This window comes from Enterobacter sp. 04-C-12-SI-ECC (assembly GCF_047530715.1).
GTDB classification, from domain to species: Bacteria; Pseudomonadota; Gammaproteobacteria; order Enterobacterales; family Enterobacteriaceae; genus Enterobacter; species Enterobacter bugandensis.
On the sequence record NZ_JBLKDI010000003.1, the window covers coordinates 361,326 to 381,881 of the forward strand.

The 20,556-nt window shown below is 57.0% G+C and carries 20 protein-coding genes; 6 read left to right on the forward strand and 14 right to left on the reverse strand.

Annotated elements, in window-relative coordinates:
• Nucleotides 1-25: 25 nt before the first annotated feature.
• The 4 genes from ACMWL8_RS07750 to puuD form a co-directional block, all read right to left on the reverse strand.
• Complete coding sequence (locus tag ACMWL8_RS07750; RefSeq protein ID WP_045261457.1) at nt 26-1,306, reverse strand: NAD(P)/FAD-dependent oxidoreductase; 1,281 nt, start codon at nt 1,304-1,306, stop codon at nt 26-28.
• Nucleotides 1,303-2,796, reverse strand: a complete 1,494-nt coding sequence (gene puuC / locus ACMWL8_RS07755) for an aldehyde dehydrogenase PuuC (RefSeq protein WP_045261456.1) — start codon at nt 2,794-2,796, stop codon at nt 1,303-1,305. Before puuC ends, ACMWL8_RS07750 begins: the two co-directional genes overlap by 4 nt.
• A 157-nt stretch (nt 2,797-2,953) precedes the next feature.
• Nucleotides 2,954-3,511 carry an HTH-type transcriptional regulator PuuR gene (puuR, locus tag ACMWL8_RS07760; RefSeq protein ID WP_013096835.1) on the reverse strand — a complete coding sequence of 186 codons (558 nt, stop codon included), beginning with the start codon at nt 3,509-3,511 and terminating at the stop codon, nt 2,954-2,956.
• Nucleotides 3,512-3,536: 25 nt separating this feature from the next.
• Nucleotides 3,537-4,301 (reverse strand): gamma-glutamyl-gamma-aminobutyrate hydrolase, encoded by a 765-nt coding sequence (gene puuD, locus ACMWL8_RS07765; RefSeq protein ID WP_028012974.1) that lies wholly within the window; start codon nt 4,299-4,301, stop codon nt 3,537-3,539.
• A gap of 214 nt (nt 4,302-4,515) precedes the next feature.
• Between puuD and ACMWL8_RS07770 the strand changes: the two genes are divergently transcribed.
• Both ACMWL8_RS07770 and ACMWL8_RS07775 read left to right on the forward strand, forming a co-directional pair.
• Nucleotides 4,516-5,934, forward strand: coding sequence for a glutamine synthetase family protein (locus ACMWL8_RS07770; RefSeq protein WP_024909135.1), 1,419 nt, complete (start codon nt 4,516-4,518; stop codon nt 5,932-5,934).
• Between the two features lie 356 nt (nt 5,935-6,290).
• On the forward strand, nt 6,291-7,682 hold the full coding sequence (locus tag ACMWL8_RS07775) for an APC family permease (protein WP_045261455.1): 1,392 nt from the start codon (nt 6,291-6,293) through the stop codon (nt 7,680-7,682).
• Nucleotides 7,683-7,745: 63 nt separating this feature from the next.
• On the opposite strand, the gene ACMWL8_RS07780 is transcribed toward ACMWL8_RS07775, so the two are convergent.
• On the reverse strand, nt 7,746-8,999 hold the full coding sequence (locus ACMWL8_RS07780) for an MFS transporter (protein ID WP_045261454.1): 1,254 nt from the start codon (nt 8,997-8,999) through the stop codon (nt 7,746-7,748).
• 121 nt (nt 9,000-9,120) lie between these two features.
• Between ACMWL8_RS07780 and ACMWL8_RS07785 the strand changes: the two genes are divergently transcribed.
• From ACMWL8_RS07785 to bioD, 3 genes are all read left to right on the forward strand, one after another.
• Nucleotides 9,121-10,017 (forward strand): LysR family transcriptional regulator, encoded by an 897-nt coding sequence (locus ACMWL8_RS07785; protein WP_028012978.1) that lies wholly within the window; start codon nt 9,121-9,123, stop codon nt 10,015-10,017.
• Between the two features lie 129 nt (nt 10,018-10,146).
• The gene (gene mlc / locus ACMWL8_RS07790; RefSeq protein WP_041910244.1) at nt 10,147-11,367 is read left to right on the forward strand and encodes a sugar metabolism global transcriptional regulator Mlc; all 1,221 of its coding nucleotides are present in this window, start codon (nt 10,147-10,149) and stop codon (nt 11,365-11,367) included.
• A 130-nt stretch (nt 11,368-11,497) separates the two neighbouring features.
• Nucleotides 11,498-12,193 carry a dethiobiotin synthase gene (gene bioD, locus ACMWL8_RS07795; protein ID WP_028012980.1) on the forward strand — a complete coding sequence of 232 codons (696 nt, stop codon included), beginning with the start codon at nt 11,498-11,500 and terminating at the stop codon, nt 12,191-12,193.
• Here bioD and clcB read toward each other — a convergent pair.
• The 7 genes from clcB to ACMWL8_RS07830 all read right to left on the reverse strand — a co-directional run bounded on the left by clcB (nt 12,128) and on the right by ACMWL8_RS07830 (nt 18,767).
• A complete protein-coding gene (gene clcB, locus ACMWL8_RS07800) occupies nt 12,128-13,438 on the reverse strand; it encodes a voltage-gated ClC-type chloride channel ClcB (protein WP_045261453.1) in 1,311 nt (436 codons plus the stop codon). The two genes, bioD and clcB, sit on opposite strands and share 66 nt — an antisense overlap.
• Before the next feature lie 102 nt (nt 13,439-13,540).
• Nucleotides 13,541-14,689, reverse strand: coding sequence for an osmoprotectant ABC transporter ATP-binding protein OsmV (osmV, locus tag ACMWL8_RS07805; RefSeq protein WP_028012982.1), 1,149 nt, complete (start codon nt 14,687-14,689; stop codon nt 13,541-13,543).
• Nucleotides 14,689-15,336, reverse strand: a complete 648-nt coding sequence (gene osmW / locus ACMWL8_RS07810) for an osmoprotectant ABC transporter permease OsmW (protein WP_028012983.1) — start codon at nt 15,334-15,336, stop codon at nt 14,689-14,691. Before osmW ends, osmV begins: the two co-directional genes overlap by 1 nt.
• Before the next feature lie 8 nt (nt 15,337-15,344).
• Nucleotides 15,345-16,244: an osmoprotectant ABC transporter substrate-binding protein OsmX gene (gene osmX / locus ACMWL8_RS07815; protein WP_045261452.1), complete on the reverse strand. Its 900-nt coding sequence runs from the start codon at nt 16,242-16,244 to the stop codon at nt 15,345-15,347.
• Nucleotides 16,245-16,262: 18 nt separating this feature from the next.
• Nucleotides 16,263-16,973, reverse strand: a complete 711-nt coding sequence (gene osmY / locus ACMWL8_RS07820; RefSeq protein ID WP_045261451.1) for an osmoprotectant ABC transporter permease OsmY — start codon at nt 16,971-16,973, stop codon at nt 16,263-16,265.
• A 277-nt stretch (nt 16,974-17,250) separates the two neighbouring features.
• Nucleotides 17,251-17,988 (reverse strand): YoaK family protein, encoded by a 738-nt coding sequence (locus tag ACMWL8_RS07825; protein ID WP_028012986.1) that lies wholly within the window; start codon nt 17,986-17,988, stop codon nt 17,251-17,253.
• A 155-nt stretch (nt 17,989-18,143) separates the two neighbouring features.
• Entirely contained in the window at nt 18,144-18,767 is a 624-nt protein-coding gene (locus ACMWL8_RS07830) for a glutathione S-transferase family protein (RefSeq protein WP_045261450.1), read from the reverse strand.
• 251 nt (nt 18,768-19,018) lie between these two features.
• On the opposite strand from ACMWL8_RS07830, the gene catA reads away from it, so the two are divergent.
• Nucleotides 19,019-19,684, forward strand: a complete 666-nt coding sequence (gene catA, locus ACMWL8_RS07835; RefSeq protein ID WP_028012988.1) for a type A chloramphenicol O-acetyltransferase — start codon at nt 19,019-19,021, stop codon at nt 19,682-19,684.
• A gap of 74 nt (nt 19,685-19,758) precedes the next feature.
• On the opposite strand, the gene ACMWL8_RS07840 is transcribed toward catA, so the two are convergent.
• Together ACMWL8_RS07840 and ACMWL8_RS07845 are read right to left on the reverse strand one after the other, a co-directional pair.
• Nucleotides 19,759-20,037: a YebG family protein gene (locus tag ACMWL8_RS07840; protein WP_288764392.1), complete on the reverse strand. Its 279-nt coding sequence runs from the start codon at nt 20,035-20,037 to the stop codon at nt 19,759-19,761.
• A gap of 69 nt (nt 20,038-20,106) precedes the next feature.
• Nucleotides 20,107-20,460 carry a helix-turn-helix domain-containing protein gene (locus ACMWL8_RS07845; protein WP_028012990.1) on the reverse strand — a complete coding sequence of 118 codons (354 nt, stop codon included), beginning with the start codon at nt 20,458-20,460 and terminating at the stop codon, nt 20,107-20,109.
• Nucleotides 20,461-20,556 lie beyond the last annotated feature (96 nt).

Consider the following 20,556-nt stretch of genomic DNA (forward strand, 5'->3'; position numbering starts at 1 on the left):
GTCAGATACCCTTTTGTCGAAACGATCATACGCCAAGACGATCGCGCAGGCTGTAGTACGCCGCGCCCATCGCCGTGAATGGAATCCGCAGGCTACGGCCGCCCGGGAAGGGGTAGTGCGGGAGATTGGCAAACGCATCAAAGCGCTCAGCGTCACCGCGCAACAGTTCCGAGATCAGCCGTCCGGCCAGGTGGGTGCAGGTCACGCCGTGGCCGCTGTAGCCCTGCATGTAATAGATGTTTTTGTCCAGACGGCCAAACTGCGGCATCCGCGACAGGGTCAGCAGGAAGTTGCCCGTCCAGCGGTAATCGATTTTGACGCCTGCCAGCTGAGGGAAAGTTTTCAGCAGCTTTGGCATCACCAGACGCTCGACATCGTCCGGATCGCGCGCGCCATAGACGACGCCACCGCCGTACAGCAGGCGGTTGTCGGCGGTGAGGCGGTAGTAATCCAGCAGATAATTGCAATCTTCCACGCAGTAGTTATTGGGGATCAGCGTGCGGGCGACCTCTTCCGGCAGCGGAGCGGTGGTCACCACCTGGGTGCCGCAGGGCATGCTGCGTTTTGCCAGCTCCGGTTCTATCTTATCGCCCAGATAGGCATTCCCGGCGACGATCACGTAGCGGGCCGTGACCTGGCCATGCTGCGTGCTTACTACTGCCGGGCTGGTGTGCTGAATGGCGGTCACCGGAGACTGTTCATATACACGCCCACCGTTCAGGCGAATGGCGTCCGCTTCGCCGATCGCCAGGTTCAGCGGATGAATGTGCCCCCCGCTGCGGTCCAGCAGCGCGCCGGTATAGCGGTCGCTGTCGACTTCCCGGCGGATGGCGCTGGCGTCCAGCAACTCCAGCTGCGTGTTGCCGTAGCGTTCCCAGTTGGACTTTTGCTCCTCCAGCGTCTCCAGCTGCTTATGATTTAGTGCCACAAACAGCCCGCCGGGACGATAGTCGCACTGGATCTGATAGCGCTGGATACGCTCCCGAATAATTTCCCCGCCTTCAAACATCATGCTCCCGAGCACTTTGGCGGCATCGGGCCCGTAGTTTTTCTCGATCACGTCGATATCGCGGCTGTAGGAGTTAACCAGCTGGCCGCCGTTGCGTCCGCTGGCGCCGAAACCGATGCGCGCCCCTTCAAGGAGCACCACGTCGTAGCCCATTTCGGCGAGATGCAGCGCGGAGGAGAGGCCGGTATAGCCGCCGCCCACCACGCACACGTCACAGCTGATCGACTCGTTAAGCGTCGGGAAAGGTTCATAAGCATTCGCGCTGGCCGCGTAGTAGCTGGTGGTATGTTCGGTCATGATTGAGGCTCCAGGGCAATCCAGATGGTTTTCAGTTCGGTAAATTTTTCCAGCGCGTGCAGGGACTTATCGCGACCGTTGCCGCTCTGCTTATAGCCGCCAAAGGGGACGGTCATATCACCGTCGTTGTAGTTATTGACGAAGACCGAGCCGGCTTTCAGGCGGCGGCTCATGCGGTGCGCGCGGGAGAGATCGCGGGTCCATACCGCCGCGCCAAGCCCGTATTCACTGTCGTTGGCCAGCGTTAAGGCTTCCTCTTCGGTTTTAAAACGGGTGACGACCAGCACCGGCCCGAAAATCTCTTCCCGGCACAGCGGGGAGGCAGGGTCGATGTCGACAAAAATGGTGGGACCGACTGCGGAAGGCCATGATTGTTCCCGCCCGTCCAGCAGCAGCGTACCTTTCCGGGCTCCCTCGCGAATAAACGTGTGGACGGTATCGGCGTGCGCAGCGTCGATGAGCATGCCCATCGTGCTGTCCGGGTCGAGCGGATCGCCCGGCTGCCAGTGACGGGCCTGCGCTTTCAGCCTTGCCAGGAAGTCATCGGCGATACTGTCTTCGAGCAGCAGGCGGGTACCGGCGATACAGACTTGCCCCTGGTTGTAAAAAATCCCGGCGGCGGTCGCGCTCACGGCCTTGTCCATGTCCGGACAGTCGGCAAAGATAATGTTGGCGCTCTTGCCGCCTGCCTCCAGCCAGACGCGCTTCATGTTGCTTTCTCCCGCGTCCTTCAACAGCTGCTTGCCGGTACGGGTAGAGCCGGTAAACGTCAGCACTTCGACCTCCGGATGCAGTGCCAGCGCCTGGCCCGCTTCGTGGCCGTAACCGCTTATCACATTCAGCACGCCGTCCGGCAGGCCCGCCTCCTTCGCCAGCCCGGCCAGGCGCAGGGCGGTGAGCGGTGATTTCTCCGACGGTTTTAATACCACGCTATTGCCCGCGATCAGCGCCGGGCCCAGCTTCCAGCAGGCCAGCAGCAGCGGGAAGTTCCAGGGGACGATGGCCGCGACAACCCCGATCGGCTCGCGCACGATCATCGCCAGCTCGCCCGGACCCGTAGGCGCCACTTCGCCGTAGACTTTATCCGCCGCTTCGGCGTACCAGCGAATGGCGCGAGCCGCGCCGGGAATATCGTCGCGCAGGCTGTGGCGGATGGGTTTACCGGTGTCCAGCGTTTCCAGTAAGGCCAGCTCTTCGCCGTGGCGCTCCATTAAATCGGCGAGCTTATTCAGCACGGCCTTGCGCTGCGCCGGAGACGCCTGTGACCAGTCGCCGCGCTCAAATACCTCACGTGCGGCCTGAACCGCGTGGTTCACGTCCGCCTGCTTGCCCCGGGCCACGTTCGCCAGCGTCTGTTGGGTAGCGGGATTGACGGTTTCAAATGTGGCATTATCGGCGGCGTCACAATAGGCACCGTTAATAAATAACCGGGTCTCAATGGCGCTGTTTTTTGCTTTATCCTGCCAGTAAGTCAGGTGCTGAAAATGCATATTCACTCCTTTCTTTCGCAATCAGATAAATAAAGGCATGGCCGTTTCAGGCAATACGAAGCCGTGGGGCATCCCGGGAATTAACCCGTTGAATGCCGACATTGATCGTTTTTATTTGTCCCGGCGTAAGCGCGCTTACGCCGGGACTGAGTGGTAATTAGAACGTGGTGGGGGTGTGGGCACTGATAATGCGGCAGATGCCTGCCGAGGTATTGCTGAAGCTGTGCGGTATGCCGGTATTGATGGCATAGCTCTGCCCTGCAACCAGGTGATAAGGCTGGCCATTAATTGTCAGCACTATTTCACCTTCCAGTATCGTACCGATCTCCTCACCCTGATGTTTGATCCTCTCTCCGGTCGTGGTTCCAGGCTGGTAAGTTTCAAAAATCATCGCCAGCGTACGGTTCGGATTTCCGTTATGAACCAGCTTCATCGAAACCCCCTGACTGCCTATTTCGATAAGGTCTTCCTGATTAATAACCACCTGCGGTTCATCAGGTTTTTCCGGTTCCGAAAAGAATTCCGAGAGCGACAGCCCATAGACTTTCAGCAGCTTTTGCAGCGTACTGATGGCAGGACTCACTTTGTCCTGCTCAATGGTGCTGATGGCACTGTGTGTTAACCCAGACAGTTCGGCGGCACGCCGCTGCGAGAGACCCAATTGCTGGCGGATCTCAGACAGACGTTTCCCTGGCGCCAGTCCGTCATCGCTCATAGTTGCATTTCCTTTACGGTAGTGGTCAAAGCCGTTGCTTCTCGGCAATGTGGCTTTGACAGGCGGTGATAAAACCATCAAACAACATACGTGAGAGGGCGTACTCGCTGCTGTTCCATTCGGGGTGCCATTGCACGCCGAGGGCAAAAGGGTGGTCATGAACGCTGACCGCTTCCACCAGCCCGTCCGTCGAGCGGGCCTCCACGCGAAGCCGTGGTCCTAACGTTCGTGCACCTTGCCCGTGTAACGAGTTTACCCAAAATGTGTTACAGCCTGGTATTAATTGAGACAGCAGTCCTCCCTCCTGAACCTGAACCTCATGAGAAGGGGCGTATTGTAGCTCAACCGGCAGTTCAGGATCTTCCCGGTGTTCAAGCAGGTCGTTCTGCTCGAACAGGCGGCGATACAGCGTTCCTCCCGTCGCAACAACCAGTTCCTGCAGCCCCCGGCAGATGGCGAAAATGGGGATGCGCCTTTCGAGCGCGGCGGCAATCAGCGCCATACTCAGAAGATCTCGCCCGGGATCGGCGTCAGGCTCATCGCCGTTTTCACCATAAAGGTGCGGCTGCACGTTACTTGGGCTGCCCGGCAGGTAAATCCCGTCCAGGGTTGGCAGCAGAGCGGTAAGTAGCTCTGGCTCTGCCAGCGCATGGGGTAAGGCAATCGGTAAGCCCCCCGCGTTAATAATGGCATTCAGGTACTTTTCTTGCAGGGTCTGGGTCTCATGACCCTTAAGCCTGTTTCTGCACATCACTACGCCAATAACTGGCTTGTTCATTATATTTTCCATGATCGCCCTCACAAAGTGGACTAAATTTAGGCCATTCTCGCCTGTGAAACGGCCTTTTCGTTCAATATTTTCTCAATCTAGCAACGGGATCTGCCTTTTGCAAACTTAATTTAACATTTGACAAACAATTTGTTTGCATACAGATTCGATAGGGTGGGCATTATATTTGACAGTCCAGAGCAGCGAACGCAAATCCCAAAAACGGTGGTAAATCATGGAAACCAATATCGTAGAAGTTGAGAACTTTGTGCAGCACACGGATGAGAGGCGGGGCAGCGCCTTTACGCAGGAAGTGAAGCGCTATTTAGAAAAGTATCCTGACACCCAGTTTATTGATGTCCTCCTGACCGACCTGAACGGCTGTTTTCGCGGCAAACGCATCCCGGTTGCCGGACTGAGCAAGCTTGAAAAAGGCTGCTATTTCCCGGCATCGGTTTTCGCCATGGACATTTTAGGTAACGTCGTGGAAGAGGCGGGCCTGGGGCAGGAGCTCGGCGAGCCGGACTGTATCTGCGTGCCGGTGCCGGGTACCCTGACGCCGTCCGCCGCCGACCCGGAATACATTGGTCAGGTGCAGCTCACCATGGTCGATGAAGATGGCGCTCCCTTTGACGTTGAGCCGCGGAACGTACTCAACCGACTCTGGCAGCAGCTGCGCCAGCGCGGTCTGTTCCCCGTGGTAGCGGTAGAGCTGGAGTTCTATTTACTTGACCGTAAGCGCGATGCCGACGGCTATCTGCAGCCACCCTGCGCGCCGGGCACCGACGTACGTAACACGCAGAGTCAGGTCTACTCGGTTGATAACCTGAACCATTTTGCTGACGTGCTGAACGACATTGACGAACTGGCGCAGCTGCAGCTGATCCCCGCCGACGGGGCCGTGGCTGAGGCCTCCCCGGGCCAGTTTGAGATTAACCTGCACCATACGGAAAACGTGCTCGACGCCTGCGATGATGCGCTGGCGCTAAAACGTCTCGTCAGGCAGATGGCGGAAAAACATAAGATGCACGCCACGTTTATGGCAAAGCCGTATGAAGAGCATGCGGGCAGCGGGATGCATATCCACATCAGCATGCAAAACAACCGAGGCGAAAACGTGCTCGCAGACGCCAGCGGCGAGGATTCCGCGCTGCTGAAACGCGCGCTGGCCGGGATGATCGATCTGATGCCTGCGTCCATGGCGCTGCTGGCGCCGAACGTCAACTCCTACCGCCGCTTCCAGCCGGGAATGTACGTGCCGACGCAGGCGTCATGGGGACACAACAATCGCACCGTCGCCCTGCGTATCCCCTGCGGCGATCGCCATAACCATCGGGTCGAGTACCGGGTGGCGGGAGCAGACGCGAACCCGTATCTGGTGATGGCGGCGATTTTTGCCGGCATTCTACACGGGCTGGATAACGATTTACCCCTGCAGGAAGAAGTGGAAGGCAATGGTCTGGAGCAGGACGGACTGCCGTTCCCGATTCGTCAGAGCGATGCGCTGTGGGAATTTATGCAAAACGATCATCTTCGCGAGCGGCTGGGCGAACGTTTCTGCCACGTCTATCACGCCTGCAAAAATGATGAATTACTGCAGTTTGAACGCCTGATTACCGAAACAGAAATTGAGTGGATGCTGAAAAACGCCTGATGACGAGCCCCGGTTAGGGGCCGCTTTGTTTCATCGCATACGTATCACCAAACGGCCTGCGCGGAGCCTGGCCGAAACGTTCGCTGGCACGCCAGCTATCTCCCGGGAGTCGCGTTATGGAGCGCAGGCGGCACAGGGACTTTCTTAACGACACTGTGTGACGAGGTAGGAAATGATGCAGATGTTCAACTATCCGCAGGGCGAAGGGGGCCAGTCAGGCGCCTGCTGTGAGTGCGAGCGAGAGACGCTGCGCTGGTACGATCGCGTATGTTCTTTACAACTTCCCCCTTTGCTAAGCAGGTTTGCGTTACGGTCAGCGCGATTGCAAACCACGGTAAGCATGGGGGGGATGGTTTATGGCGACTAACACCTCTCTTGATTCGCCGCGCATGGCCGGAAGAACCCGGCTGCGCAGTTCCCTCAAGCTCTGGCAGGTGGTCATGATGGGGCTGGCTTACCTCACTCCCATGACCGTGTTTGATACCTTCGGCATTGTGTCCGGTATTAGCAATGGCCACGTGCCCGCCTCGTATCTCCTGGCGCTGGCGGGCGTCATGTTTACCGCCATCAGCTACGGTAAACTGGTGCGACAGTTCCCGGAAGCGGGCTCTGCTTATACCTACACGCAGAAATCGATCGGCCCTCACTTAGGCTTTATGGTTGGCTGGTCATCGCTGCTGGACTATCTCTTCCTGCCGATGATCAACGTGCTGCTGGCGAAGATCTACCTTTCCGCGTTGTTCCCTGAAGTCCCGCCCTGGGTCTGGGTGGTGGGGTTTGTGACGATCCTGACGCTGGCGAACCTGAAAAGCGTTAACCTGGTCGCCAACTTTAACACCCTGTTTGTGCTGGTGCAGGTCGCCATCATGGTGGTGTTTGTCATACTCGTAGTGCATGGCTTGCACAAGGGTGAGGGGGTCGGCACCGTCTGGTCGCTCCAGCCGTTTATCAGTGAGAACGCGCACCTGATTCCGATTATTACCGGCGCGACTATCGTCTGCTTCTCTTTCCTTGGCTTTGACGCGGTCACCACGCTGTCGGAAGAGACGCCAAACGCGGCGCGGGTTATTCCCAAAGCCATTTTCCTGACCGCACTGTATGGCGGGCTGATATTTATTGTTGCCTCGTTTTTCATGCAGCTCTTTTTCCCGACGATCGCGCGTTTCAAGAACCCGGACGCCGCGCTGCCGGAAATTGCGCTGTACGTGGGCGGCAAGCTCTTCCAGTCGGTGTTTCTGTGCACCACGTTTGTGAATACGCTCGCTTCAGGCCTGGCCTCGCACGCCAGCGTCTCACGCTTATTGTATGTGATGGGGCGTGACAACGTCTTTCCGGAGCGGGTGTTTGGCTACGTGCATCCGAAATGGCGGACTCCGGCCCTGAACGTCATTATGGTAGGGATAGTGGCGCTGTCGGCCCTGTACTTTGATCTCGTAACCGCGACGGCGCTGATCAACTTTGGCGCGCTGGTGGCGTTTACGTTTGTTAATCTCTCGGTGTACAACCATTTCTGGCGGCGTAAGGGGCTGAACAAAACGTGGAAAGATCGGCTCCACTATTTCCTGCTGCCACTCATTGGTGCCGCAACGGTCGGCGTGCTGTGGATCAACCTCGAAGCGACGTCCCTGACGCTTGGCCTCATCTGGGCGGCACTGGGTGTCCTTTACCTGACCTGGCTCACGAGCCGCTTCCGAAAACCGCCTCCGCAGTTTGAAGCCGGTAAGATAGAGCAGGCCTGGGATTCCTGAACGTGAAACGGCACCAGTAAGCTGGTGCCGTTTATCTGGATCGGGCATCAGCCCGCAGGATGATTATCTCAGGCGTTTATGAAGGCTTGCGCCCACCAGCAGTGCGGCACAGAGCATCAGCGCGATAAACCCGCCCACGCCGTTCCAGCCGTAGTGATGCCAGAACACACCGCCCAGCGTCCCGGCGATGCTGGACCCCAGATAATAGCTAAACAGATACAGCGACGATGCCTGGCCTTTGGCGCGACGCGCGCGCGGGCCAATCCAGCTGCTGGCGACGGAGTGAGCGGCGAAGAACCCTGCGGAGAAGAGCAGCATCCCGGCAAAGATAAGCCACAGGGAGGAGAAGAGCGTCAGCAGCAGGCCGAGCAGCATCACCGCGGTAAACACCAGCATCACCGGCCCGCGGCCAAAGCGTGCCGTCATCGCCCCGGCTTTCGGCGAACTCCACGTACCGGTGAGATAGGCCACGGAAAGCAAACCCACAACAGCCTGATTCAGATGCCACGGCGAGAGCATCAGCCGGTAGCCAATATAGTTAAACAGCGTCACGAAGGAACCCATCAGCAGGAATCCCATCAGAAACAGTCTCGGTAAACCTTTGTCACGCCAGTGCAGGCGGAAGTTGATAAACAGCGTTTTCGGGCGCAGAGACGTCGGGCGAAAATGGCGCGATTCCGGCAGGATTTTCCAGAACATCAGGGCCGATGCCAGCGCAAAACAGCCGATCACCGCCAGCGCAATGCGCCAGCTAAAAAAGTCCGTGAATACCCCGCTCAGCAGACGCCCGCTCATGCCGCCAATCGAGTTCCCGCTGATGTACAGCCCCATCGAAAAGGCAACAAAGCTCGGGTGGATCTCCTCGCTGAGATAGGTCATCCCGACCGCCGCCACGCCGCTGAGCGAGAGCCCGATCAGCGCGCGCATCATCAAAATGCCGTGCCAGCTGGTCATCATGGTCGAGAGTAACGTACAGACCGAGGCCAGCATCAGGGCGGTTACCATCACCTGTTTACGGCCAACGGCGTCGGAGAGCGGGCCGGTAAAAAGCAGGCCAATTGCCAGCATCCCGGTTGAAATGGAAAGCGAAACGCTGCTGCTGGCAGGAGATACGCCAAACTCGTGGGAGAGAACGGGCAGGATCGGCTGAACGCAGTAGAGCAGGGCAAACGTTGCCAGACCGGCGGAAAAGAGCGCCAGCGTGACGCGCATAAACTGGGGGGTACCACGTTTGATGAACTGAACCGGCTGCGATGCTACAGGCAAATCATTAATATCTCTGGCCGGCTCGATATCAATGGTAGATGTACGACTCACACAGTTTCCTTGCTTAAACATCCCCGTGATTTCTGGTGACGGGTATGACCACACGTTCAGGGTAGGAAAATGTAAATATTCTGTCTAATATATTAATAATCTCAAATGATACTTTAAAAATATGAATATCGAGCTGCGTCATCTTCGCTACTTTGTCGCCGTCGCCGAAGAGCTGCATTTTGGCCGCGCGGCGGCACGGCTGAACATTTCTCAGCCGCCTTTAAGCCAGCAGATTCAAATCCTCGAACAGCAGGTCGGGGCGCGTCTTCTGGCCCGCACCAACCGCAGCGTGAGCCTGACGGCAGCGGGTAAGCAGTTTCTGATCGACAGCCGACAAATTCTGAGCATGGTCGACGACGCCGCTGCCCGGGCGGAACGGCTCTATCTTGGGGAAGCCGGGGAGCTGCGGATCGGGTTTACCTCGTCCGCGCCGTTTATCAGCGCCGTCTCGCAGACGCTTTCGTCATTCCGCCGTCATTTTCCGGACGTGCATATTCAGACGCGCGAAATTAATACCCGCGAGCAGATTGCGCCGCTGAACGAAGGTGCGCTCGATCTGGGGCTGATGCGTAATACCCAGCTGCCGGACACGCTGGCGTGGGAGGTTATCCTGCGCGAACCGCTGATGGCCATGATCCCGAACGATCACCCGCTGGCGTCGCGTCCGGCGGTTTCGCTGGCGGAGCTGGCAAAAGAGCCGTTTGTCTTTTTTGACCCGCAGGTCGGGACGGGCCTGTATGACGATATTCTGGGGCTAATGCGCCGCTACGATCTGGCGCCGGTCATTACCCAGGAAGTGGGAGAGGCGATGACCATTATCGGCCTGGTCGCCGCCGGGCTGGGCGTGTCGATACTCCCGGCCTCCTTTAAGCGGGTACAGCTGCGTGAGATGCGCTGGGTTGCTATCGCCGAGGAGGATGCCGTTTCGGAGATGTGGCTGGTGTGGTCAAAACATCGCGAACAGAGTCATGCTGCCCAGCGCTTCAAACAGCGGTTAATCCAGGCTTCCGCGGTCTGATATTTCCCTGGAAAACGGGTAAAAATGTGCGGTAAATCACAAGGCTAAGTAAATATTTGACGACACCCATGGAAGTGCTTCACCATAGCCAACAGTTTATTTCGAAGCTCGAAAATAAGGGAGTACGAGGTGGTTGCTGATAGTCAGCCAGGGCATATTGATCAGATTAAGCAGACCAACGCTGGCGCGGTGTATCGCCTGATTGATCAGCTTGGTCCGGTTTCGCGTATCGATCTGTCGCGCCTGGCACAGCTGGCACCCGCCAGTATCACCAAGATTGTCCGCGAGATGCTGGAAGCGCACCTGGTCCAGGAGACGGAAATTCAGGAGCCGGGCAGCCGTGGTCGTCCGGCGGTCGGCCTGGTGGTCGAGACGGAAGCCTGGCACTACCTCTCGCTGCGCATCAGCCGCGGAGAGATCTTCCTTGCGCTGCGCGATCTCAGCAGCAAGCTGGTGGTGGAAGACCGGCTTGAGCTGCCGCTCAACGCCGAGGAACCGCTTCTCGATGCGATTGTCTCCCATATCGATCGCTTCTTTATTCGCCATCAGCAGCGGCTTGAACGCTTAACGGCGATTGCCATCACCATGCCCGGCATTATTGATACCGAAAATGGTATTGTTCACCGCATGCCGTTTTACGACGATGTTAAAGAGATGCCGCTGGGCGAAGTGCTGGAAAACCATACCGGCGTCCCGGTCTATATTCAGCACGACATCAGCGCCTGGACGATGGCGGAAGCGCTGTTTGGCGCGTCGCGCGGTGCGCGGGATGTCATTCAGGTGGTCATCGACCATAACGTCGGGGCGGGGGTGATCACCGACGGACGTCTTCTCCACGCCGGGAGCAGCAGCCTGGTGGAAATTGGCCATACCCAGGTCGACCCGTACGGCAAGCGTTGCTACTGCGGGAACCATGGCTGTCTGGAGACGATCGCCAGCGTGGAAAGCGTGCTCGAACTGGCGCAGGTCAGGCTCAGTCAGTCCATGAGCTCTTCGCTTCACGGCCAACCCTTAACGGTGGATTCCCTCTGCGCCGCCGCGCGTCAGGGGGATCTACTGGCGAAGGACATTATTACCGGGGTGGGTAATAACGTAGGCCGCATTTTGGCGATTATGGTGAACCTCTTCAATCCGCAAAAAATCCTGATCGGCTCACCGCTCAGCCAGGCGGCGGAGATACTTTTTCCGGCGATTACGGCCTGTATTCAGCAGCAGTCGCTTCCCGCCTACAGCAGAAATATTGCGGTAGAAAGTACCCAGTTTTCCAACCAGGGCACGATGGCCGGGGCGGCGCTGGTCAAAGATGCCATGTACAACGGCTCGCTGCTTATCCGCCTGTTACAGGGTTAACTCTTTTCCGCAGATGTAAGAAAAATTGCGCTATCTCAAGCCGGGTAGCGCACGCATCCCGTAGACTTCCTCCACTGAATTATTTACCTGGTTGATATTTTCGAAGCATACCCAAGAGGTGGAGTGAGTCATGCTTAAGCGTTTCTTTGTTACTGGTACAGATACCTCTGTCGGCAAGACCGTTGTATCCCGCGCATTGCTGCAGGCTCTGACAGCAAGCGGTAAACGCGTCGCTGGGTACAAACCGGTCGCAAAAGGGAGTAAAGAGACGCCAGAGGGATTGCGAAATAAAGACGCCCTGGTGCTGCAAAGCGTCTCGTCGCTGGAACTGCCTTACCACGCGGTCAATCCCATCGCGTTAAGCGAAGATGAAAGCAGCGTGGCGCACAGCGGCCCGATCAATTATTCCCTGTTATCCGACGGCCTGGCGAACCTGAGCGAGCAGGTCGATCACGTGGTGGTGGAAGGCACGGGCGGCTGGCGCAGCCTGATGAATGACCTGCGCCCGCTGTCTGAATGGGTCGTACAGGAGCAGCTGCCGGTAGTGATGGTAGTGGGGATCCAGGAAGGGTGTATCAACCACGCGCTGCTGACGGCGCAGGCGATTGCCAATGACGGCCTGCCGCTGGCTGGCTGGGTGGCAAACCGTATTAATCCAGGCCTCGCGCACTACGCGGAGATCATCGACGTACTGAGCACCAAACTGCCTGGCCCGCTGGTGGGCGAGCTGCCTTATCTGCCTCGCGCCGAGCAGCGCGAGCTAGCGCAGTACATCGATCTCTCTGCCCTCGGTGGCGTGTTGACCGTAGATCGAGTCGTGGCGTAACGTCCGCGACAGTACGGACGCTATCACGCAGGCGACCAGTAAACCGGGCAGTAAAAAATACTGCCCGGTCATTTCACAGACCATCAGCGCCGACATAATGGGCGCATGCGTGGTCGCAGCGAGCAGCGTTGCCATCCCGGTCAGCCCCAGCAACATGGCCGTCTCAGAACCCGGCAGCCACAGCGCAAAAAGCTGCGCGAACAGCATCCCCGTAGCCATACCGACAAACAGCGTGGGCGTAAATACCCCGCCCGGCGCACCCGAACCGCTGCTTGCCAGCACCGCCAGCAGTTTACAGATGAACACGCCGGCAATCACCGACAGCAGCGGCGGGGCGAGCAGAAAAGCCTGAACCACGCTGTAGCCGTTCCCCCAAACCTTCGGCGTCAAAAGAGACAGCAGCCCGACAATCAAGCCGCCGAGCGCCAGCTGCAACGGCGGCGAAAGCCTGAGGCGCAGGAACAGCCCGTGGCTGAACGCCATCAGCCACATCAGGAGCGGTCCGCAAAGACCCGCCAACAGCCCCATCGCGACCAGCAGGGCATAATCGGCCGCGGTGAGTATGCCGCTCAGATGGACCTCGTAGAGCGTACCGGCACCCGGTGCCAGAAGCTGCGTCGTAAGAAGCGCCACCACCGCCGCAATCACCACGGGGCCGAGCGAGGCCAGCATCAGCGTGCCAAACAGAATCTCTGCAATGAACAGGCTTCCGGCTAACGGAGCATGGTAGGCGCTGGCCATCCCGGCAGCGGCGCCACAGGCGATCCAAAGCTTCCATTCCGATTTGGGCGTAAAGCGCCGGGCAAAAAAGGAGGCGGCGAGGGCGGCAAGCAGGATCATGGCCCCTTCGCGGCCGATGGCGCTTCCGCTGGCAACGACCAGCAGCGAAGCAAGAGATTTAACGAGGCTCGCGCCGTAATCAAACTGACCGTCGCCGGTCTCCAGCGCTTCCATATAATCGGTCGGCGCGTGGGGACGCTGGGCGGTCAGGCGCTGCCATCCCCAGAGCAACAGCCCGGCAGCCAGCCCGCCCAGCGCGGGCGTCAGCGCGCGCCTCCAGGGGGAGAGCGACGCGGCGGCATTCACCAGGCTGCCGCTGTCGTTGCTCAGAAGCAGCCACTCCAGCAGGTACATGCTGTGGCGGAACACCGCAACGGCCAGCGCGGCCAGCACGCCGGTGACGGTGGCAATCAGCAGTCGGCGAAACATCGCGCGGATGTCGGGGTACGTATGAAGACGTTGCATGGGTCGCGAGTAAACGGGGACGATACAATATTGTGGCGGGAAATCGTGGGGTTAGCAAAAGGTATGCGTGCGAAAAAGCCGGGCGATGCCCGGCTGGAAAAATTAACTGTCGCTATGAATATTCAGCGCCCGGCGCGTACGCCCTGAACTCAGATACTCGGCAATATAGTCCTGCGAAATCTCGCCATTGTAGCGCCCGTCCTCATCCACGATCGGCATCCAGCTGGTGTTGCTCTCATAAAGGCGTGACAGCACCACGCGCAGGTTGTCTTCGGCCTTGCCGGTCATGCGGAACGGATGAAGGATGTCGGCGCAGGTCCCGCTGGCGTTACGCGCTTCGCGACGCTTCACAAAGCCCAGCGGCTTGCCGTGCTCGTCAACCACGGTAATCGCGCGAATATCGTTATCATCCATGGTTGCAAAGGCTTCCGGAAGCGGAGTCGAACCCCGTACCGTAATGGTCGGCTGCTGGTCGGTGACATCTCCCGCCGAGACCAGCAGCAGGCGTTTCAGCGTGCGGTCCTGACCGACAAACGAGCCGACAAACTCGTTCGCCGGTTTCGCCAGCAGCTCGTCCGGGCTGGCGCACTGGACGATTTTCCCCTGACGGAAGACCGCGATGCGGTCCCCGAGCTTCAGGGCTTCGTCGATATCGTGGCTCACCAGCATGACGGTTTTTTTCAGCTTGCGCTGCATCTCGAGGAACTGGTTCTGGATCACCTCACGGTTGATCGGGTCCACCGCGCCGAAGGGTTCATCCATCAGCAGTACCGGAGGATCCGCCGCCAGGGCGCGAATGACGCCAATACGCTGCTGCTGGCCGCCGGACATCTCGCGCGGATAACGGTGGAGGAACTTGTGCGGATCCATTGCCACCATATCCATCAGCTCTTCGGCGCGGGCTTTGCAGCGCGCTTTATCCCAGCCCAGCATGCGCGGCACGACGGTGATGTTCTCTTCAATGGTCATGTTCGGGAACAGGCCAATCTGCTGGATCACATAGCCGATGTTGCGGCGCAGGGTGACGGTGTCCATCCCGTTGGTGTCCTCGCCGTTAATCAGGATGTTTCCGCTGCTTGGGGTGATGAGGCGGTTAATCATCTTCAGGGTGGTGGTCTTTCCGCAGCCAGACGGGCCGAGCAGGACGCACATTTCCCCTTCTGGCACGTTCAGGTTGACGTTATCGACGGCCTTAAAGGTCTGGCCGTGCTTCTGTGAAAATTGTTTGGTGAGGTTTTCCAGTTTTATCATTATCGAATCCCCTTTGGAGTCAGAACCACCTGCAGACGGTGCAGCAGCCAGTCGAGCACAATCGCTAAAAGACAGATCATCAGCGCGCCCGCAATCAACATACGAATATCACTTCCGCCGATGCCGTTAAGCAGCAGCAGGCCAAGTCCGCCCGCGCCAATCACGGCGGCAATTGCCATGACGCCGATATTCATCACCACGGCGGTGCGGATCCCGCCGAAAATCACCGGCAGCGCCATCGGGATTTCGACCCAGCGAAGGCGCTGCCAGAACGTCATGCCGATGCCGCGTCCGGCTTCGCGCAGGCCCGGCGGCAGGCTGTCGAGCGCCGTGTGGGTGTTACGCACAATCGGCAGCAGCGAGTAGAGAAATACCGCCGTGATTGCGGGCAGGGCGCCAATCCCCTGACCGATCAGCGAAAACAGCGGGATCATCAGGCCAAACAGGGCAATGGACGGGATGGTCAACACGATGGTGGCAATCCCCAGCACCGGCGTCGCCAGCCACTTGTGGCGGACAATCAGAATGCCCAGCGGGACGCCGATGATAATCGCTAAGCCCACGGCCAGCGCCACCAGCCAAAGATGCTGCAGCGTCAGGGTTAACAGATAGTCCCAGTTGTCCAGAATGTAGTGAACGGTATCCATAGCGCCTCCTACAGCAGCTGTTTGCTACGCAGGAAATCGCGGGCGACCTGCTGCGGTGACTGATGGTCAATATCCACCTTCTTGTTCAGCTCGGTGATAACGTCGTTGTTGAGCTGGGCCGAGAGGGTATTGAGCGCCTCTTCCAGACCGGGATTGGCCTCCAGGGTGTCCTTGCGCACCACCGGGGTGACCGCGTAGCTCGGGAAGAAGCCTTTATCATCTTCCAGCACTTTGAGATCAAAGCCCTTCACGCGCCCGTCGGTGGTATAAACCAGCCCGGCGTCGACGAAGCCGTCGCGCACGGCGTTATAGACCAGACCCGGGTCCATCTGGCGGATTTGCGGACGGTCCAGATCCATCTTATAGGCCTCCTGCAGCGGCTTCATGCCGTCGCTGCGCCCGGCAAATTCAAGGTCTAAGCCCAGCAGCCAGTTTTTGTCCGGGTTGGTTTTGCGAACCTGTTCAATTTTCGCCACCATCTCCGACATGGTATTGATATGTTCCGCCTCGGCGCGCTTGCGCTGCATGGCGAAAGCGTAGGTGTTGTTCATGTCGGCGGGCTTGAGCCAGACCAGACCGTGCTTCGCGTCCAGGCGTTTCACCGTCTCGTAAGACTCCTGCGGCGACATGCGCTTGTTGATGTGGTTGAAGATGATCAGCGACGTGCCGGTGTACTCCCAGGTCATATCAATCTGCTTGTTGATCATCGCGTTGCGGGAGATCACCGTGGCGATATTGGTTTTTGGCTGAACCTGAAAACCTTTCTTTTGCAGGTACTGTACGGTCATCGCCGAGAGAATGTGCTGCTCGGTAAAGCTCTTGGTCGCCAGAATCAGCGGGGCTGCCATCGCCTGGCCGGTTAACAGCGCCGCGGCACACAGCGCCGCCAGGCTGGATATCAGTCTCATAAAAGCTCCTTGTTATTGTTATCGAGCGAGATGGGGACTCATCACGCGACCCAGCGCCGCCAGCAGGGTGTCGAGGATCAGGGCGAACAGGGCGGTGGCCGCCGCGCCGAGGATCAGGGTCGGGAAATCGTTCAGGTAAATGCCCGGGAAAATCAGCTCGCCGTAGCTGCTGGCGCCAATCAGGAACGCCAGCGGCGCGGTACCGACGTTAATGGCGGTGGCGATGCGGATCCCCGAGAGCATAACCGGCCAGGCGTTGGGCAGCTCAACCTGGCGCAGGCGCTGCCATTTGGTCATCCCAATCCCGTTTGCCGCTTCCAGCAGCGACGACGGGACGGAGCACAGCCCGGCGTAGGTATTGCGCACAATCGGCAGCAGCGAGGCGAGGAACAGGGCGATGATGGCGGGCGTATCGCCGATACCAATCACCACCATCGCCAGCGCCAGCACGGCCAGCGGCGGCAGGGTGTTGCCGACATTAAAGATTTGCATCACGTATTCGGCGACGCCCCGCGCGGCCGGACGGCTCAGCAGAATACCGGCCGGAATGCCCACCAGCAGGGCAAAAAACATCGACGAGAAAACCAGAATCATGTGCTGTTGCCCGAGGTAGACCAGGTCAACCTGGCGCGCCTTGATTGTCTCAAGCCCGATTCCCCAGACGAGGAGGGCTAGGACCACGAGAATGGCGCCGACAAACAGCAGCGAGCGTTTGAGTAATGGGTGCATTGCGGTGTGTCTCCCTGTGCGCATGCGTTATAGCAACCACCGGTTGCCTGTTGTTATGCCATGTTTCGGCAGGGGTAATTGACCTATAGCAAGCGTTTGGGAAGGGTTCCAGCGAAGGGGGAAAATCAGTAACCCTATGAAATTAGTGACAACCTTAATTAAAGCCTTATGGCGTAAGGGCTGGTTGCGTGCCGGGCAGAATAGTCCTAAAGCGAATTTTCAATAGTGACAGTGTCACATATCAAAGGGCGCCCTTACGCCGAGAGTCGTTGGTTATTTAGATAGAGGCACGAACCCGGCGAACGCGAACCGAGATGCTAATGATAGAAAAAATGGCAACAATCGCGAGCATCAGCCCAAGCGCCAGCATGGCGTTAAATCCAATCCATCTGAACAGCAGCAGCCCAGCAATCCCTCCGCTCATAAACGAGAAAATAGTGGTTAAGTGAGTTTTCAGCTGACTTTTTTGTGCCGCGGTATCCTTCGAGTAATCCCTGCGAAGCATCGCCACCAGCACGGAGGCCAGTGATATGCCTGCATCCGTTAGCGTGCCGGTAATGTGCGTCGATCTCACCCGCCCTCCGGAGAGCTGCGTGGAGGTTGAATTATGAATGCCCATCAGGCCGCACAGAAAAATAATAATCTCGCGGTTGCTCGTGAGGGCGTGGAAATACATCTCGTAGAGAGAGATGCCGGTCAATAGTACCCCCTCGACGAAAAGGATTTGGCAAAAAACCAGCCTGATATTGTGGATAATGCCCCAGAGTACAATAAGACGAGCAAGGATGGCGCCGGTGACAAAAGAGAGAATAATCGAGCCAAAGAAAATCATATCGCTCAGATCGGTGGAGGAGACTTCGCTGGATAATTGTGAGGTATTGCCGGTCATGTGAGAGGGGAAAAAGCCAAATGCCCCAAGGGCGATGGCGTTAAGCAAACCTGCCGAGGTCGCCAGCCAGAGGGCAAGCCGACGATCCTCCTTATGCGTTCGTTCTTTCTTGAGTCTAATCAGCAAGAATACCTCCGGGTTGAGCTTTGCCTGAATAGTCAGGCTAGCAAAGCGGTGCAACGGGCTGTCCAGGATATGGCTTAATTATTATTCCCTCTGACGCCAATCAGGGTTTAGTAATTAAATAAAATATCCTTGCTCAAGGTGGGGGCGTAAATAATTTATATCATGCCGTTATTGCCGTGACGCAAAAACGCCGGGCGCTGGTTGAGGCGCTCATACCAGGCCTCAATCGCCGGCACGTCGGGCTTGTCAAACGGCGTCATCTTCCACCGATTCACCGACAGCCCAAGCACCACGTCGGCAAGGGTAAACGTCTCGCCTGCCGCAAAGGCCCCGGTGCGCTGCAGCTGGTTTTCCAGAATGTTGATGCAATGGTTCCACTCTTTTATTCCCGCCGCAATGCGCGCAGGGTCGTTAAAGTCCGGATTTTTTCGGCCCAGTGCCGGGAAGACATAGCGCCAGGCGTTATTGAATTCAGTTGCCTGCCAGTCCATCCAGCGCTCAACGTTGGCGCAGGCCTGCGGCTCTGCAGGCAGCAGATCGTGACGTCCGGCCTTGCGCACCAGATAGCGGCAGATGGCGTTGGACTCCCACAGCACGAAATCGTCATCCATCAGCACCGGCACCATGGCGTTGGGGTTCAGCGCGCGGAAGTCATCCGTTTCTGTTGAGGCAAAACCGCTGCCGTAGTCTTCCTGCAGGTAAGGGATGCCCGCTTCTTCACAGGTCCAGAGCACTTTACGAACGTTGATGGAGGTGGTTTTACCGAGGATGTTAATCATGACGCCGCTTCTCTTCAGGGGGATTAATCATTTAAAAACAATACACCCTTTGCGCGAAGAGGGAGGGATAATATTGAGTGAGGAGTGCTCTGTACGGGCAGGTCAGCGCGTTTTAAGCGGAAACGTTACGTCTTCAGGGTGCGTAATGGCGGTTATTCCGCGCCGTTTTCTCCAGAGGCGCCTGCTTGCTTAATGCATGGAAAAAATTTAGGCTAACATCAGAGATATGCTTGCTCATTAAAGGTTTAGAAATGGAAAAAATAACCCCTGAATATACGTCCGTTGACTTATCTCGTTGGGCAAGGAAGGAACATTTTGAGATTTTTCAGGGGTTCGCTCAGTCGACGTTTAACCAGACGGTTTTAATCGATATTACTGCGCTGTTAAAACATATCAAAGCGGTCGGCTGGAAATTTTACCCGACTATTATTTTTCTCATTTCTAAGATCGTCAACAGTCATCCTGAGTTCCGTATGGCTATGAAAGACAATGAGCTTATTATATGGAACGAAATTCATCCAAACTATACCATTTTCCATAATGAAACAGAGACCTTTTCATCATTATGGAGCCATTACGATGGCAATATTCAGCACTTCCAGAACACCTATACTGAAGACATTGCGCGCTACGGTAATAATTTTTCTTATTGGCCTAAAGAAGAATCCCGGGAAAATATTTTTTTCATATCGGGTATTCCCTGGGTGAGTTTTACCAGCTTTAACGTCAACGTTGCGCACATGAAGAACTTTTTTGCCCCTATGTTTACGCTTGGAAAATACTATGAACAAGATGGCAAAGTATTATTGCCCCTTGCCGTTCAGGTTCATCATTCCGTGTGCGATGGTTTCCATGTGGCTAGATTGTACAATGAACTACAAGAGATGATTGATGCCTTGCCGCAATCCGGCGCGTGACGTTAATAAAAAGCCGCAAGCAGCATGCTGCTTGCGGCGTCAGGCTCGGTGACGATGTGGCAATCAGGCAGCTTTTACCGCTCTGATTTTTTACTGTCAGCCGCAGGGGCATCGAGAGCAGGGAGCTTGCTGGTGCGCAGAATATGCTGCACGGTCTCTTTCTGCTCGGCGAGATACAGACCAAGATTTTCAGCCTGCGTTTCATCCATCTGCATTCCGCTTTGCAACAGCCAGTCGGTGAACGCGTCTGCCATATCGAGCAGCTTGTCGTGAGCGTCAGCCTCTTTCTTACTGGCAAATGTCATTTTCTCTTCACCTTTTCTTACGACAACATATTTTATTTCAACAGCCATCACGCACCTCTCATACTGTATTTATATACAGTATAACAGCTTCGGGATGATGTTGCAGTAAAAAGTGAGCTACTGGTGCATCGGCTGCGTTTCACGGCCGCCGATACTGCGTCGCCATGCGCCAGGTGCCTGACCGAATTGGCGCTTAAAGCTGCGGTTGAACGACTGTTGAGAGTCAAACCCGAGCGCGATTGCCACGTTCAGGATGGGCTCATCGCTGTGGGCTAAGCGCTCAACCGATTTTTGCAGCTTTTGCGCGCGAATATAGCCGGCGAGGGGATAGCCCGTGTGCTCTTTAAACAGGCGCTGGAGGTGCCATTTCGAGTAGCCGGAGCGCCTGGAGACGGTCTCAATGTCCAGGCGACTGTCGAGGTTGTTATCAATCCAGTCGAGTAAATCATGCATAAATGCGCCAGTGTTCATCAGGTTTCCCCCACGCAGCGATAGAAAGGTATCTTTATCTGTTGCATTTTAAGGTGGCCTGGTTTCTCGATAATTGCAAGTTTTATTGTTGCATTT

Excerpts from the sequence above, each read along its gene's own strand:
- ACMWL8_RS07840 (WP_288764392.1), bottom strand. The coding sequence starts at position 20,037 with ATGGCTGTTGAAATAAAATATGTTGTCGTAAGAAAAGGTGAAGAGAAA.
- clcB (WP_045261453.1), bottom strand. The coding sequence starts at position 13,438 with ATGCAACGTCTTCATACGTACCCCGACATCCGCGCGATGTTTCGCCGA.
- puuR (WP_013096835.1), bottom strand. The coding sequence starts at position 3,511 with ATGAGCGATGACGGACTGGCGCCAGGGAAACGTCTGTCTGAGATCCGC.
- bioD (WP_028012980.1), top strand. The coding sequence starts at position 11,498 with ATGCTTAAGCGTTTCTTTGTTACTGGTACAGATACCTCTGTCGGCAAG.
- ACMWL8_RS07775 (WP_045261455.1), top strand. The coding sequence starts at position 6,291 with ATGGCGACTAACACCTCTCTTGATTCGCCGCGCATGGCCGGAAGAACC.
- osmV (WP_028012982.1), bottom strand. The coding sequence starts at position 14,689 with ATGATAAAACTGGAAAACCTCACCAAACAATTTTCACAGAAGCACGGC.
- puuC (WP_045261456.1), bottom strand. The coding sequence starts at position 2,796 with ATGCATTTTCAGCACCTGACTTACTGGCAGGATAAAGCAAAAAACAGC.
- osmY (WP_045261451.1), bottom strand. The coding sequence starts at position 16,973 with ATGCACCCATTACTCAAACGCTCGCTGCTGTTTGTCGGCGCCATTCTC.
- ACMWL8_RS07845 (WP_028012990.1), bottom strand. The coding sequence starts at position 20,460 with ATGAACACTGGCGCATTTATGCATGATTTACTCGACTGGATTGATAAC.
- puuD (WP_028012974.1), bottom strand. The coding sequence starts at position 4,301 with ATGGAAAATATAATGAACAAGCCAGTTATTGGCGTAGTGATGTGCAGA.
- ACMWL8_RS07785 (WP_028012978.1), top strand. The coding sequence starts at position 9,121 with ATGAATATCGAGCTGCGTCATCTTCGCTACTTTGTCGCCGTCGCCGAA.
- osmW (WP_028012983.1), bottom strand. The coding sequence starts at position 15,336 with ATGGATACCGTTCACTACATTCTGGACAACTGGGACTATCTGTTAACC.
- ACMWL8_RS07750 (WP_045261457.1), bottom strand. The coding sequence starts at position 1,306 with ATGACCGAACATACCACCAGCTACTACGCGGCCAGCGCGAATGCTTAT.
- catA (WP_028012988.1), top strand. The coding sequence starts at position 19,019 with ATGGAAAAAATAACCCCTGAATATACGTCCGTTGACTTATCTCGTTGG.
- ACMWL8_RS07830 (WP_045261450.1), bottom strand. The coding sequence starts at position 18,767 with ATGATTAACATCCTCGGTAAAACCACCTCCATCAACGTTCGTAAAGTG.
- osmX (WP_045261452.1), bottom strand. The coding sequence starts at position 16,244 with ATGAGACTGATATCCAGCCTGGCGGCGCTGTGTGCCGCGGCGCTGTTA.
- ACMWL8_RS07770 (WP_024909135.1), top strand. The coding sequence starts at position 4,516 with ATGGAAACCAATATCGTAGAAGTTGAGAACTTTGTGCAGCACACGGAT.